The sequence below is a fragment of the Kitasatospora sp. GAS1066B genome (assembly GCF_041262605.1).
In the GTDB taxonomy this organism is placed as follows: Bacteria; Actinomycetota; Actinomycetes; order Streptomycetales; family Streptomycetaceae; genus Kitasatospora.
The window spans coordinates 237763-252862 of record NZ_JBGCCO010000009.1 but is presented as its reverse complement, the minus strand read 5'-3'; the positions used below and the strand labels follow the sequence as shown (position 1 = coordinate 252862).

The 15100-nt window shown below is 74.3% G+C and carries 8 protein-coding genes; 3 read left to right on the top strand and 5 right to left on the bottom strand.

Annotated features, from left to right (window positions below):
- Window positions 1-172 precede the first annotated feature (172 nt).
- From mfd to ABH937_RS13025, 4 genes are all read right to left on the bottom strand, one after another.
- Window positions 173-3787 (bottom strand): transcription-repair coupling factor, encoded by a 3615-nt coding sequence (gene mfd / locus ABH937_RS13040; protein WP_370218261.1) that lies wholly within the window; start codon window positions 3785-3787, stop codon window positions 173-175.
- 533 nt (window positions 3788-4320) lie between these two features.
- A complete protein-coding gene (locus tag ABH937_RS13035; RefSeq protein WP_370218260.1) occupies window positions 4321-5703 on the bottom strand; it encodes a hypothetical protein in 1383 nt (460 codons plus the stop codon).
- Between the two features lie 176 nt (window positions 5704-5879).
- A complete protein-coding gene (locus tag ABH937_RS13030; RefSeq protein WP_370218259.1) occupies window positions 5880-8303 on the bottom strand; it encodes an SUKH-4 family immunity protein in 2424 nt (807 codons plus the stop codon).
- A gap of 67 nt (window positions 8304-8370) precedes the next feature.
- The gene (locus ABH937_RS13025; protein WP_280687939.1) at window positions 8371-9372 is read right to left on the bottom strand and encodes an HNH endonuclease; all 1002 of its coding nucleotides are present in this window, start codon (window positions 9370-9372) and stop codon (window positions 8371-8373) included.
- Between the two features lie 252 nt (window positions 9373-9624).
- Here ABH937_RS13025 and ABH937_RS13020 point away from each other — a divergent pair, with 252 nt between their 5' ends.
- A complete protein-coding gene (locus ABH937_RS13020; RefSeq protein ID WP_280687941.1) occupies window positions 9625-10086 on the top strand; it encodes a YwqJ-related putative deaminase in 462 nt (153 codons plus the stop codon).
- Window positions 10087-10126: 40 nt separating this feature from the next.
- Window positions 10127-10654 (top strand): SUKH-3 domain-containing protein, encoded by a 528-nt coding sequence (locus tag ABH937_RS13015; RefSeq protein ID WP_280688053.1) that lies wholly within the window; start codon window positions 10127-10129, stop codon window positions 10652-10654.
- A 12-nt stretch (window positions 10655-10666) separates the two neighbouring features.
- Here ABH937_RS13015 and ABH937_RS13010 read toward each other — a convergent pair whose 3' ends face one another.
- Window positions 10667-11941 (bottom strand): sensor histidine kinase, encoded by a 1275-nt coding sequence (locus ABH937_RS13010; protein ID WP_280687943.1) that lies wholly within the window; start codon window positions 11939-11941, stop codon window positions 10667-10669.
- A 326-nt stretch (window positions 11942-12267) separates the two neighbouring features.
- On the opposite strand from ABH937_RS13010, the gene ppc reads away from it, so the two are divergent.
- A complete protein-coding gene (gene ppc, locus ABH937_RS13005) occupies window positions 12268-15039 on the top strand; it encodes a phosphoenolpyruvate carboxylase (protein ID WP_370218267.1) in 2772 nt (923 codons plus the stop codon).
- Window positions 15040-15100 lie beyond the last annotated feature (61 nt).

Genomic DNA, 15100 nt, shown 5'->3' with positions numbered 1-15100 from the left:
CCAGATCTCCCTGGTGAGCAGCGAGGACCCCAGCGCCAAGCTGGCGTTCGACCCCAACGCTGCCAACAACACCCTCCAGGTCGCGCTGGGCGCCCAGGGCCCCCCCCCCCCCCCCCCCCCCCCCCCCCCCCCCCCCCCCCCCCCCCCCCCGCAGCCAGCGGGGCTACCGGAACTACGCCTTCTTCGCCGCCGCCAGCTCCTCGAACATGGTGCTCAGGAAGGTCCCGCACCAGGCCAGCAACTCCCGCCCGACCACCGGCTTCCCACCGATCCGCGCGGTCGTCGGCCGCGGCACCAGCACCTGCGAGCTGGCCGCCTTCACCTGGCTGCGCGGGTAGAGCCGGTTCAGCCGCAAGGTCTGCGACTCGCGCAGCTCCACCGGCCCGAACCGCACGTTGGCGCCCTGCAGGGTGATGTCCGCGACCCCACAGCGCCGGGCGTACAGCCGCAGCGCCGCCACCAGGAGCAGGTTCTCCACCGGCTCGGGCAGCTTGCCGTAACGGTCCGTCAACTCGGCCCGCACCTGGTCGATGTCGGCCTCCGCGTTGACCGCGGCGATCGAACGGTAGGCCTGCAGCCGCAGCCGCTCGCCGGGGGCGTAGTCGTGCGGCACGTGGGCGTCCACCGGCAGCTCGATCTTCACCTCCAGTGGCTCCTCCTCCGCCTCGCCGCCGCTCGCCAGCGACTCGCGGAACTCGGCCACCGCCTCGCCGACCATCCGCATGTAGAGGTCGAAGCCGACGCCCGCGATGTGCCCGGACTGCTCGCCGCCGAGCAGGTTGCCCGCGCCGCGGATCTCCAGGTCCTTCATCGCGACGTACATGCCCGCGCCCATCTCGGTGTGCTGGGCGATGGTGGCCAGTCGCTCGTGCGCGGTCTCGGTGAGCGGCTTCTCCGGCGGGTAGAGCATGTAGGCGTAGCCGCGTTCCCGGCCACGCCCGACCCGCCCGCGCAGCTGGTGGAGCTGGGAGAGGCCGAAGGTGTCGCCGCGCTCCACGATCAGCGTGTTGGCGTTGGAGATGTCGATGCCCGACTCCACGATCGTGGTGGAGACCAGCACGTCGAACTCCTTCTCCCAGAAGTCGACCACCACCTTCTCCAGGTGGGTCTCCCCCATCTGCCCGTGCGCGGTGGCGATCCGGGCTTCGGGCACCAGGTCCTTCAGCCGGGCGGCCGCCTTGTCGATCGACTCGACCCGGTTGTGGATGTAGAAGACCTGGCCCTCGCGCAGCAGTTCACGCCGGATCGCGGCCGAGATCTGCTTCTCGTCGTACGGTCCGACGAAGGTCAGCACCGGGTGGCGCTCCTCCGGCGGCGTGGTGATCGTCGACATCTCGCGGATGCCGGTGACCGCCATCTCCAGGGTGCGCGGGATCGGGGTCGCCGACATGGTCAGCACGTCGACGTTGGCCCGCAGCTTCTTCAACTGCTCCTTGTGCTCGACGCCGAACCGCTGCTCCTCGTCCACGATGACCAGGCCGAGGTCCTTGAACCTCGTCTCGGCGGAGAAGAGCCGGTGGGTGCCGATCACCACGTCCACCGAACCCTCGCGCAGGCCCTCCAGGACCGCCTTCGCCTCGCTGTCGCTCTGGAACCGCGACAGTGCCTTGACCACCACGGGGAAGTTGGCGTACCGCTCGGCGAAGGTGGAGAAGTGCTGCTGCACCAGCAGCGTGGTGGGCACCAGTACGGCCACCTGCTTGCCGTCCTGCACCGCCTTGAAAGCGGCTCGCACGGCGATCTCGGTCTTCCCGTATCCGACGTCGCCGCAGATCAGCCGGTCCATCGGCACCGACTTCTCCATGTCGGCCTTGACCTCGGCGATGGTGGTCAGCTGGTCGGGCGTCTCCGCGTACGGGAAGGCGTCCTCCAGCTCGCGCTGCCACGGGGTGTCCGGGCCGAAGGTGTGGCCGGGGGCCGCCATCCGGGCCGAGTAGAGCTTGATCAGGTCGGCCGCGATCTCGCGCACCGCCTTCTTGGCCCGCTGCTTGGTCTTCGCCCAGTCCGCGCCGCCGAGCCGGTGCAGGGTCGGGGCCTCGCCGCCGACGTACTTGGTCACCTGGTCGAGCTGGTCGGTCGGCACGAAGAGCCGGTCGCCGGGGTGGCCGCGCTTGGCCGGCGCGTACTCCAGCACCAGGTACTCCCGGGTGGCGCCCTGCACGGTGCGCTGGACCATCTCGACGTAGCGGCCCACCCCGTGCGCCTCGTGCACCACGTAGTCGCCGGCGGCCAGCGCCAGCGGGTCGATCGCGTTGCGGCGCCGGGACGGCATCCGGCGCATGTCCTTGGTGGAGGAGCGCTGGCCGGACAGGTCGGTCTCGGTGATCACGGTCAGCTTGAGCGCCTGGTCCACGAAACCGTGCTCGATCGAGCCGCAGCAGACGTAGACGACGTCGCGGGTGGGCGGCTCGGTCAGGTCGGGGACCAGCCGGGCGGCGATGCCCTCGTTGCCGAGCACCTCGGCCAGCCGGGCGGCCGGCCCTTGGCCCTCGGTCACCATGACGACCCGCCAGTCGGCGGCCAGCCGCTCCTTGGCGTCGGCGATCGCCCGCGCGGTGTCACCGCGGTAGGCCTCGACGGCGTGCATGCCCAGGGTCAGCGTGTTGACGTCGAACTCCAGGACGGAGCTGACATCCGCGTCACTGGTCGCGAACGGGCTGACCGACCACCAGGACAGTCCGATCTCGGCGGCGTGCTCGCGCACCTCGGCCAGCGAGCGCAGCGAGGCGGCCGAGACGTCGATCTGCTCGACGTCGATCGGCCGGTCGCCACCGGCGGCCGCGGCCGCCCAGGAGGCGTGCAGGAACTCCTGACTGGTCGCCACCAGGTCGGCGGCCCGGGTGCGGACCCGCTCCGGGTCGCAGACCACCGCGACCGAGCCGGACGGCAGCACGTCCAGCAGCAGCTCCATGTCGTCCACCAGCACCGGGGCCAGCGACTCCATGCCCTCGACCGCGATCCCCTCGGCGATCTTGTCCAGGATCTCGGCCAGCTCGGGGTGCGCCACGGCCAACTCGGCGGCGCGGGCGCGCACCTGATCGGTCAACAGCAACTCCCGGCAGGGCGGCGCCCACAGGCCGTGCTCGGCGATCTCCAGCGAACGCTGGTCGGCCACCTTGAAGTAGCGGATCTCCTCGACGTCGTCGCCCCAGAACTCCACCCGCAGCGGGTGTTCCTCGGTCGGCGGGAAGACGTCCAGGATGCCGCCGCGCACGGCGAACTCGCCGCGCTTCTCGACCAGTTCGACCCTGGCGTAGGCGGCGGCGGACAGCCGCTTCGCGATCTCGCCCAGGTCCGCCGACTCGCCGCCGCGCAGCGCCACCGGCTCCAGCTCGGCCAGCCCCTTGACCTGCGGCTGGAGCACGGAACGCACCGGCGCCACGACCACCTGCACCGGACCGGCGGCCGGATCGTCCGCCCTCGGGTGGACGATCCGGCGCAGCACCGCGAGCCGGCGGCCGACCGTGTCCGAGCGCGGCGAGAGCCGCTCGTGCGGCAGCGTCTCCCAGGCCGGGAACTCCGCCACCGCGTCCGGCGGCAGCAGCGAGCGCAGGCTGGCGGCCAGGTCCTCGGCCTCCCGGCCGGTCGCCGTCACCGCCAGCACCGGCCGGCCCCGCTCGCCGGCCCCCGCGGCCAGCGAGCGGGCCAGCGCCGCGATGGCGAACGGCCGTGCGGCGGGCGGGCCGACCAGGTCGAGATGAGGGCGGTGGCCGCCGGCCGCCGCCTCGATCGCCTCGGCGAGGGCGGTGTCGCGGACCACGACATCGAGCAAACCGATCAGGCTCATGGAGTCTCTTCGTCCCGTTGCGTCCAGGCGGAGCGCCCGGTGGCGGAACCTGTTCCTGCCGCCGGGCAGCTTGATGGGCCCGGCACGCGGGTACGCAGGGGCCGGGTCAGGCTCCCAGAGTACGCCGAGCGGCCGACCGGACGGCGGCCAGCCACGACCATGCACATGACGGTCGGAGGGGCGGCGATGACCATGCGTTCGGACGCAGTGGCCGATTGTCAAGAAGTGGACATACTCCTGTCACTGGAAGTCCATGGACAGCGCGCAGGATGGATCACGTGCCCGCCGCTCCAACCGTGGGGGATGGACTGGTGGGCCGCACGCACTCCGATGGGGGTCGGGGTGCGAGGCCGGGTGACCCTGGGTGGGGGCACCCGCCCGACCGTCGGGAGTCGTGGCGCCCTTTCCTGGAGGGCGCCACGGGTCCTGGCCGGCTGGTCTTTCCGGTGATCTTCGGGCCGCCCGGAGCCCCTTTCGCAGGCACCCGCCACGGGCACGCCACCGAACCCTGACGCCGCGTCAGGTCCAAGCCCTCAGGTGCGCCGACGTCGCACCGTGTTGGGCAGCGAGTCCAGGCTGACCTCGTCGTCGATGATGACGATCTTCGGGATGATCGCGGTCTCGTCCTCGGCGCGCGGTGCGCCCTCGGTCGGCCGCGCGTCCTCGATCCGTGGCATCAGCGTGGTCTCCGCCGCCGGGTCGGTGGCGGCGGCCACCGGGGGCGGGGTGGCCGGGCGGGGCGGGACCGGCGGCTGGGCGGCACCCGCCGCGCGCAGGGCGGTGCGCGGGTCGGCCTGGGGCTGGGCCGCGGCGGCCGGCGCCTCGAGCGGCCCGGACGGCATCCGCAGCACGGTGGTCGGCTGGTCGGCACCGGCCGACTCGGCGGGGACCGTCTCGGAGGCGGCCGGCAGCGGGACCTCGCCGGTCTCGGCCTCCGAGTCCGGCGCGGGTGCGGCGGGCGCGGGCCCGGCGGGCGCGAATGCAGCGGGCGCGGGTGCGGCGGGCGCGGGTGCGGCGGACGCCTCGCCCGGCTCGATCATGCCGACCGCCTTGCCGGTGAGCGAGGCCAGCGTGCCCTTGATGTGGTCCAGGTGCGTCTGCACCGTCTCCAGGCGCTTCTCGAACTCGGCCCGCTCGGCCGCGGTGCGCGCGTTGATCTGCTCGGCCTCGCGGCGGGCCGCCTCGATCAGCTGGTCGGCCTTGGCCTGGGCGTCGGTGTCGATCTGCTTGATCACGCCGAGCGTGGTCTCCCGGCGCTGCTCGGCCTCCTTGAGGCGGCTGTCGGCGACCAGCGAGATCTTGGCGTCCGCGGCGGCCGCGGCGGCCTCCTCGGCGGCGAACCGCTCGTCGGCGGCGCGGTGCCGCTCGGCCAGCTCGGCCTCGGCCTGCTCGCCCGCCTCGGCGGCGGCGACCCGGATCCGGGCGGCCTCGGCGGTGGCGGCGTCCTGGATCGCGCGGGCGTCCCGGTCGGCGGCGGCGCGCTGCTTCTCGGCCTCGGCGCGGGTGCTCACCTCGGTCCGACGGGCGGCCTCGTCGGCCTCCGCGCGGGTGGCGGTGGCGTAGGCGGTGGCCTCGGCGTGCTGGGTCCGGCCGGCCTCGGCGACCGCGTCACGGCTCTGCACGGCGAACCGCTCGGCCTTCTCACGGATCTGCCGGGTCTCGTTGTCGGCGATCGCCATCAGGTCGCCGGCCTGCTCGCTGAGCGTGCTGTAGTCCGGCTCGGGCGCCTCGGCGGCGGCCTGCTGGGCGGCGGCCAGCGCGGCCTCCAGCTCGCGGATCTGGGCGCCGAGCCGGCTCAGCCGGTGCCAGGCGTGGTCCCGCTGGGCGGTCAGCGCCGCCAGCGAGCGGTCGACCTGCTCGGGCGCGTATCCCTTCCGGGCAGCGGTGAAGCCGTACGACGGGATGGCGTCGCTCATCTACTGTCTTCCCCTCAGTGGCCGGCTGGGCGCGGTGCCTGGCTGGGCTCGATCGTGTGCTCGCTAGCTGCGGTCCTCTTGACCTATTTTGCGCAGATCATTCGTAAAGCCCAAGGAAGCGACACCGCCGGCCGGGGCGGCACCCGCGTGCTGCCCCGGCCCCAGCCGCACAGCGGCTAGAGCAGGCCGTCCCAGAACTGCTCGAGGAGGACCGCCCACCAGGTGTCGGGCGCCTGGAGGGCCGCCGGGTCGAGCGCGGCCAACTCGGCCTGGAAGTCGGCGGTCCAGCGCCCGGCCTGATCCGGGGTCAGGCCGTAGCGCAACGGCCACATCCGACCGAGCAGGGCGAGCGACCGGACGAACTCCGGCACACCACTGTTGACGAAGCGCGGGGCCTCTCCGGTTCCTTCCAGGTCCACCGCGACCACGGCCGCTGTGCCGTACTGCACACAGAGCTGGCGTCCGTAGTCGTTGCCGAGCACCAGGTAACCGCCCGCGTCGGCCGCGGCCGGCCGGCCGCGCTCGGCGGCCAGCTCGGCCAGGGTCGGGATCGGCCGGTCCTTGGGGGCGTGCGCCCAGAAGAACGGCCCGAAGCTGGTCGGCAGACCGGCCCAGACCAGGGTCTGCGCGACCACTTCGGGCACGCCCGCACGGGAGACCGCCCGCTGCTCGTAGCGGAACACGCCCTGGCCGAAGAACTGCGCGAGCTCGGCGCCGAGCTGCTGTGGCGGCACCGGCGGCCGGGGCGGGACGCTCCCGGGTGCCGGCAGCGGCACCCGGACCGGGCGCGGGCGGCGCGGGCCCGCCGCCAGCTGGTGCAGCTCGTCCAGATGGTTGAGCAGGTGGGCCATGCCGGCCTGGCGGGCCTGGTGCTCGCGACCGTACCCGGCCGTGTGGGTGATCCGGACGTTCGGCCAGGAGGAGGCGACCAGCCGCGCGCAGTAGCCGCCCGGCAGGTCGCAGCACTCCAGCTCGGTGTGCAGCTCCAGCACCTGCTCGGCCGGCACGCCCAGGCGGCGCAGCTCTTGCAGGATCTTCCACTCCGGGTGCGGCGTGCCGGGCTCGCTGCGCTGCATCACCTTCTGCTCGGAGCCGTCGGGGGCGCGGTAGCTGAGCACGGCCAGGTAGCCGGGCCCGACGGTGGGCACGCCCGGCGGGACCGGCGCGCCCTGCGGCGGGAGCCCCGGGACCGGCGCGGCGGCACCGGGCACGGGCGCGGCGGGGAACCCCGGACCGCCCGGAGCGCCCGGGAGGGCGGAGGCCAATTGGGTCGCGGCCTGCGCGACACCGCCGCTCTGCGGCGCACGCTGCGGCGCGGGCGCCTTGCTGGTCGCGGCGGAGGCCAGCTCGTCGGCGCCGGGCTCGCCGCGCAGACCCACCGGCGGCGGGGGCGGCGGCGCGCTGCTGGCGCCCCGGCCGGCCGGGGCGGCGTGCGGCTCGCCACCGCCACCCTGGTGCAGCAGACCGCCGGGCGGCGGCGGGGGCGGCGCACTGCCCGCACCACGGCCGCCCGCCGCGGGCGGCGGCACGGGGGCACCGCCCTGGGCAGGCCCGCCACGCAGACCGGGCGGCGCGGGCGGCGGCGGGGCGCTGCCCTCGCCACGGCCGCCACCGGCGGACGGCGGCATCGGCCCGCCGGGGGCACCGGGCGCGCCCGGCAGACCCATCAACCCGGGCGGGCCGTCCGAGGAGAGCATGGTCGGCGCGTACGCGACGCCCTGCCCCTGCCCCTGGCTCTGGGGCGACGGCGTGGCCGGCGGCGGGGCGACGGGCGGCGCGGCGGGAGCCGGAGCGGGCGCGCCGGGCAGACCCATCAGTCCGGGCGGGCCGTCGGCGGCGAGCATGGTCGGCGCGTACCCACCCACCGGCGCGGCGGGGGCGGGCGGCGCCACCGGCGCGGGGGCCGGCGGCGGCGTGGCCGTGGCCGGCGCCTGCGGTGTGTCGGCGACGGGCCGCGCGGGCGGCGGCATCCGGACGGTCAGCGCGTCCGGCGGGGTCTGCGGGGCCGACTCCTGCTCCTCGCCGTGCTCCGCCAGCTCCCAACTGGGCGGCGGGGCGAGCATGCTGGGCGCGTCCCCGGCCGGGCGGTCGGAGATCGGCGGAGCCGTCAGCCGAGCGGGCTCGGGCGTCACCGGCGACGCGGCCGGCGCAACAGGCGCGGCAGGCGCGGCAGGCGCGGCAGGCGCGGGAACGACCGGCGCCGCACCCAGCTGCTCGGCCTCGGCCGCCAGCGCCGCCGCTCCGGCGTCCAGCACCCACTGCGGCGGGCTGAGCAGGAAGGAGGTCGCCTCGACCGGTCCGGGCATCGGCTTGGCCAGCCCGGACGGGGTCGCGCCGGCCGGGCGCCCGTAGGCCTCCTCGTAGCGCCGGACCACCTCGTTGGCCGGCAGCGCGGGCCAGAGCGTGCTCGCCCCGGTGTCCCGGGCGATCACCAGCTTGACCGCACCGCCGTCCGAGGAGGGCCCGCCGTCCCGGTCCTCCGCCCAGCAGACGAAGCCGAGGTCGAACTCCCGCACCCGCACCTCGCGCTGCTGGAAGGGCGGCACCCCGCCGTTGATCCACTCCGCCGCCAGGTCCTGCGCCTGCGCGTACGTCATCATGCCGGGACCGCCTCCGCCCTGTCCGCCACCGCTGTCACACCCATACCGGTACCGCTCGCCGCATGCCTCACGACACCGGCACCGCGCGGGCGAACCCGCCGTCCACCATCAGCTCCGCCACCGTCTCCAGCTCCGGCGGACTGCCGGCCAGCCGGAGCAGGAAGTCGTCGAAGGTGTCGCCGCAGCGCAGCAGCAGCCGTCGCACCCGATCGGTCGGCTCCTCCGGCGCACCGTTGTCGCGGGCGTCGTCGTAGAGGCAGAACCAGACCGAACCGAGCTCCTCGCCGCGCACCTTGAGCGCGAGGATGCCGCCCTGGGCGTACGCGATGCCCAGGTAGTCCTTGGTCAGATGGTCGCGCAGGCACTTGTTGGCATAGACCAGGTCCTCGATCCCGTACTCCTCACCGAGGGTCAGGAAGGGCTGGTCGAGCAGCAGGCCGAGCTCGGTGTCCAGCGCCACGCCGACCGGGGCGTGCCCGCCGGCCAGCTTGAGGAAGCCGCGGTACGGGCCGGGCAGCCGGTAGCCGAGCTTCTCCTCGGCGGCCTGCACCAGGTCCTCGCCGACGCTCAGCGGGCTGCCGCCCTCCTTGGAGAGCGAGAAGTGCGCGGCCTTGCTCTCCTGCAGCGGCCGGGTGCCGCGCCGGGAGTGGTCGGCGGCCGAGGTGGCCAGGCCGCCGTGGTGCCGCAGCAGTGCCTTGACCTCGACCGGCACCAGCTCCATCCGCCGCCAGCCGGGCGCCGCGCGGCCCACCGCGTGGTGCCAGGTCCAGCCGGGCGGGGTGGCCACGGCGACCTCCTGATCGGCCCACAGCTCGTGGCCCTGGCTGAACAGCGCGGCGTTGGCCGAGACGTAGTCGGTCAGCCGCAGCTCGTCCACGCCGAAACCCGCGGGCGGGTCGGCGACCTCGGCGGCGGCCTTGGCGTACGGACCGAAGTCCGGGTAGCCCTGGGCGTCCACCCGCACCCCCTCGGGGTACCTGGCGGCTCGCACCGGGTCGGGAAAGTGGACCACCTGTCCCGCGTAGGCCGCGTTGGGCGCGGCAGCGAGGCCGGGCCGACCTGTCGTCATCTGGGTGCCCCCTGCTGAAGCCGATGTAGCTAGGCACCAGGGTATGGGGTCGACGCTGCGGGCCGTCCCCTGGCCCGGCCGCCCGGGAAAACCGGACCCTCCAGCGCGATTTGTGAATGATCCGTGAACCTGATGGACCATCAGGACACCTGCCCGCCCCCCGGGTGATCCACTGTCCGAGACGTTTGGCAGGCTGGCCCCAGGCTCGCCGTCGACCGGACCAGGCGCGCCGTCGACCAGAGAGGAGCAGCCGTGGACGACACCGCACCGGCCGCGCCGCTGCTGCGCCACCACCGGGACAGCCTGCTGCCCGCGGTGGCCGCCGCCCTCTCGCTGCGCGGCGGCGACGTGCACACCCTGGCCGGGCGCAAGGCCGACCAGGAGCCCGAGTTGCACCCGCTGGTCGGCGAGTTCCTGACCCGCCTGCCGGTGGAGCACCGGGAGCGGTTCACCGGGCGCTGCCCGGAGGCCGTCCTGCTCTCCAACTACCTCGGCACGGTCGAGAGCGGCCGCTCCAAACGCGCCGCGAAGAAGCCGCTCAGCCTGCACGAGGCCCGCAAGGCGCTCAAGGGCGCCAAGCTGACCACGGTGCGGATCCGCGAGCCCGACGATCCGGCCCACGGCACCCACGCGCCACCGTGCCGCTCCTGCGCACCGCTGCTGGAGCACTTCACCGTGCAGAGCGTCGCGGTCGGGCCCCGAGCCCAGGCCTGACCCGGCCTCAGGTCCCTGTCCCCCGAGCCCGGAGTACCCCCTGAACCCGCTCAGCTCAACGACCGCGAGCCCGGTCCGTTCCCAGCCCCGGTTCCCCGCCGAGGTCGCCGCCGCGCTCAAGCAGGCCGGCTGGCACCCGGGCCGGTGGGAGATCCGGCGCGCCGAGGAGTGGGCCGACCAGCTGCTCGGCCGGCCCGCCCCGGACGGCGTCCCGCACGTGGTCTTCCCGGCCGCGATCGAGGCCTGGGCCGAGTTCGGCGGGCTCTCCTTCGACCTGTCGGGCGCCGGCCGCGAGGTGGCCCGCACCCCGTTCCTGCTCGACCCGCTCTGCGGGCTGCACCTGCCGCGCACCCTGGCCGACCTCTCGCGCGCGCTGGACAGCCAGGTGGCGCCGCTGGGCGAGGAGCGCTTCGGGCAGGCGGTGCTGGCGATCGACGAGGCCGGCCGGGTCTACAGCCTGGACCACACCGGTGAGTGGTTCCTCGGCGCCGACCTGGACCACGCGGTCACCACCCTGCTGCTCGGCATCCGCCCCGAACGGCTGCGCACGGTCGCGGACGAGTACTGACCCACCGTCAGCTCAGCCGGTCAGCCGGTCGGCCCGCTCGGCCAGCCGGGAGGGCAGCAGCGCCTCGACCCGGAACCCGCCGTCCTGCTCCGGACCGGCCCGGAAGCTGCCACCCAGCGCCCGGACCCGCTCCTCCATGCCGACCAGCCCGTTGCCCCCGCTGGGCAGCCGGACCTGCTCGCCGCCGACCGGGCTCTCGTTCACCACCGCCACCCGCACCCCGTTGGGCACGTAGGCCAGCAGCACCGAGACCTGGGCACCGCCGGCGTGCTTGTGCGCGTTGGTCAGCCCCTCCTGGACCACCCGGTAGGCGGTCTGCTCCGCCTCCCCCCGGTACGGCTGACGGGCGCCGCTCACCGTGAGGGTGACCCGCATCCCGGCCGCCTTCGACTGGCCCACCAGCTGCTCCAGGTCGGCGAGCCCGCACACGTTCTCGGCCGCCGTGTCCTCGTTCATCCGCAGCACGCCGAGGATCTCGCGCAGCTCGTTCAGCGCCTGCCGCCCGGTCTCGGCCATCAGCTTGGCGCTCTGCGCCGCCTTCTGCGGGTCCCTGGCCACGATCCGCTCCAGCGCGCCGGCGTGCACCACCATCAGGCTGACCCGGTGCGCGACCACGTCGTGCATCTCCCGGGCGATCCGGGTGCGCTCCTCGAGCCGGGCCCGCCGGGCCCGCTCCCTGGCCCGCTCGGCCAGCAGGTCCAGCTCGGCCTCCAGCCCCTGCGCGCGGTCCTTGAGCGACTCGACCAGCCGTCGCCTGGCGCCGATGTAGAGGCCGGTGACCACCGGCGGCACGGTCAGCCCGACCGCCACCAGCACCGAGAGCAGCACGAAGACCCAGCTGGCCGGCAACCGGTCGCCCGGCTGCGGTTTGGTGGTGAACATCGCGAACAGCACCATGCCCAGCGTCTCCACGAAGACCACCGCGGAGAGCGCCATCACCCGGCGCCGCCCCGCCGGCCAGGCCCAGGTCGAGCTGAGCGTGTAGAGCGCGACCACCAGCAGCACGATGCCGAAGAGCCCGGGCACCAGGACCATCGAGACCAGCACCGGCAACGCCGGCCACCGCCGCCGCAGCAGCAGGCTGGCCCCGGCGAGCGCGCCGATCACCGCGGCCGCCACCGCGAACCCGGTCCCCAGGTGCATCCGGTCCAGGACCAGGCTGTAGCCGCCCGTCGCACACTCCAGCGCGGCCAGCGCGGCCAGCAGCGCGTCCAAGAGCGCGCTGCGCCGCCGCTCCCACCACCAGAAGCCACGGTCCTGCGCGCCCGCCCCAGGCGACAAGCTCATGGGCGACAGCCTAAGCGAGGCGCCCCCGGCCGCCCCACCGAGTTCTCGTCACGGGTTCGCCCGGGTCACCTCCGCATCGTGCCGACCGCCCCCGCGCACCGCGCTGTCCGACATGCGACCGGCTCAACCGAGCGGCGAGCGGCGACACATATGCTGATCCGGTCGGACAGCGCGGTCCGCCGCCGCCCACCCACCACCCCAGGGAGCCAGCCGTGACCGCTCCGGTCCCCATCTCGGCCGACCACCCGAGTGCCGACCAGCCGAGCCCGCTCACCACCGATCCCACAGCAACTGATCGCGCGGCCACCAATCGTGCGGCCGACGAACTGCCGCCGCCCGACCCGACCGCCGACAACGCCGCCCTGCGCGCGGACATCCGCCGCCTCGGCGACCTGCTCGGCGAGACCCTGGTCCGCCAGGAGGGCGCGGAGGTGCTCGGCCTGGTCGAGCAGGTCCGGCTGCTCAGCCGCACCGACGGCGAGGCCACCGCGGAACTGCTCGGCAACATCGACCTGGAGACCGCGGCCAAGCTGGTGCGGGCCTTCTCCACCTACTTCCACCTGGCCAACGTCACCGAACAGGTGCACCGCGGCCGCGAGTTCGCCGCCCGCCGGGCCCGCGAGGGCTCGCTGCTGGCGCAGACCGCCGACCAGCTGGTCGAGGCCGACCCCAAGCACCTCGCCGACACCCTGGCCCACCTGGCGGTCCGGCCGGTCTTCACCGCGCACCCCACCGAGGCGGCCCGCCGCAGCGTGCTGAACAAGCTGCGCCGGATCGGCGAGCTGCTGGAGCGCATCCACCGCGAGCACGCGGCCGCCGGCATCTCGCCCACCGACTCGGCCCGGGTGACCTCGGCCAAGCGCTCGGCCGACCGCCGCCTGGCCGAGGTGATCGACCTGCTCTGGCAGACCGACGAGCTGCGGATCGCCCGCCCCGAGCCCACCGACGAGGCCCGCAACGCCGTCTACTACCTGGACGAGCTGTACCGCGAGGCCGTCCCCGAGGTGCTGGAGGAGCTGCACGAGGAGCTGGCCAGGGTCGGCGTCGCGCTGCCCGACGGGGTGCGGCCGCTGACCTTCGGCACCTGGATCGGCGGCGACCGGGACGGCAACCCGAACGTCACCCCGCAGGTCACCTGGGACGTGCTCAACCTGCAGCACGAGTACGGCATCAAGGACGCCCTGGACACCGTCGACGACCTGCGCAACACGCTCTCCACCTCGGTCCGGCTGGCCGGCGCCTCGGAGGACCTGCTCGCCTCGCTGGAGGCGGACCTCAAGGTGCTGCCCGAACTGAGCCCGCGCTACAAGCGGATGAACGCCGAGGAGCCCTACCGGCTCAAGGCCACCTGCGTGCGGCTCAAGCTGGAGAACACCCGCGAGCGGCTGGCTGCCGGCACCCCGCACCTGCCCGGCCGCGACTACCTCGGCACCCGCGAGCTGATCACCGACCTCAAGCTGATCCAGGACTCGCTGCGCTCGCACCGCGGCGAGCTGATCGCCGACGGGCGCCTGGCCCGGGCGATCCGCACCGTCGAGGCGTTCGGCCTGCAGCTGGCCACCATGGACGTGCGCGAGCACGCCGAGGCGCACCACCACGCGCTCGGCCAGCTCTTCGACCGGCTCGGTGAGGAGGCCTGGCGCTACAACGACATGCCGCGCGAGTACCGCCAGAAGCTGCTCGCCAAGGAGCTGCGCTCGCGCCGCCCGCTGGCCCCCACCCCGGCGCCGCTGGACGCCGCGGGGACCAAGACGCTGGGCGTCTTCACCACCATCCGCGAGGGCTTCGAGCGGTTCGGCGACGAGATCGTCGAGAGCTACATCATCTCGATGTGCCAGGGTGCCGACGACGTCTTCGCCGCCGCCGTGCTGGCTCGCGAGGCCGGCCTGATCGACCTGCACGCCGGGGTGGCCAGGATCGGCATCGTGCCGCTGCTGGAGACCACCGACGAGCTGCAGCAGGCCGACCGGATCCTGGAGGAGATGCTCTCCGACCCCTCCTACCGGCTGCTGGTCTCGCTGCGCGGGGACATCCAGGAGGTCATGCTCGGCTACTCCGACTCCTCCAAGTTCGGCGGCATCACCACCTCGCAGTGGGAGATCCACCGGGCCCAGCGCCGGCTGCGCGACGTGGCCCACCGCTACGGCATCCGGCTGCGCCTGTTCCACGGCCGCGGCGGCACCGTGGGCCGCGGCGGCGGCCCCTCGCACGAGGCGATCCTGGCCCAGCCCTGGGGCACCCTGGAGGGCGAGATCAAGGTGACCGAGCAGGGCGAGGTGATCTCCGACAAGTACCTGCTGCCCTCGCTGGCCCGGGAGAACCTGGAGCTCACCCTCTCCGCCACGCTGGCCGCCTCGGCGATGCACACCTCCCCGCGCCAGGCCCCCGAGGAGCTGGCCCGCTGGGACGCCGCGATGGACACCGTCTCCGAGGCCGCGCACACCGCCTACCGGACCCTGGTGGAGCAGGAGGACCTGCCGAAGTACTTCTTCGCCGCCACCCCGGTCGACCAGCTCGCCTCGCTGCACCTGGGCTCGCGCCCGTCCCGCCGCCCCGACTCCGGGGCCGGCCTGGACGGTCTGCGGGCCATCCCGTGGGTCTTCGGCTGGACCCAGTCCCGGCAGATCGTCCCCGGCTGGTACGGGGTCGGCTCGGGCCTGGCCGCCGCCCGCGCGGCGGGCCTGGGCGACGTGCTGCCGGAGATGTACGGCAAGTGGCACTTCTTCCGCAACTTCCTGTCCAACGTCGCGATGACGCTGGCCAAGACCGACCTGCGGATCGCCCGCCACTACGTCGAGCAGCTGGTCCCCGGCGAGCTGCAGCACGTCTTCGACCAGATCACCGCCGAGCACGACCTGACCCTGCGCGAGGTGCTGCGGCTGACCGGCGAGAACGAGCTGCTGGAGCACAACCCGGTGCTCAAGCAGACCTTCACGGTCCGCGACGCCTACCTCGACCCGATCTCCTACCTGCAGGTCGCGCTGCTGCGCCGGCAGCGCGAGGAGGTCTCCGCGGGTCGCCCCGAGGACCCGCTGCGGGCCCGGGCCCTGCTGCTGACCGTCAACGGCATCGCCGCCGGGCTGCGCAACACCGGCTGACGACCGGACGAGGAAGGGGCCCGCACGCCGTCCAGGCGTGCGGGCCCCATCCGTATCCGTA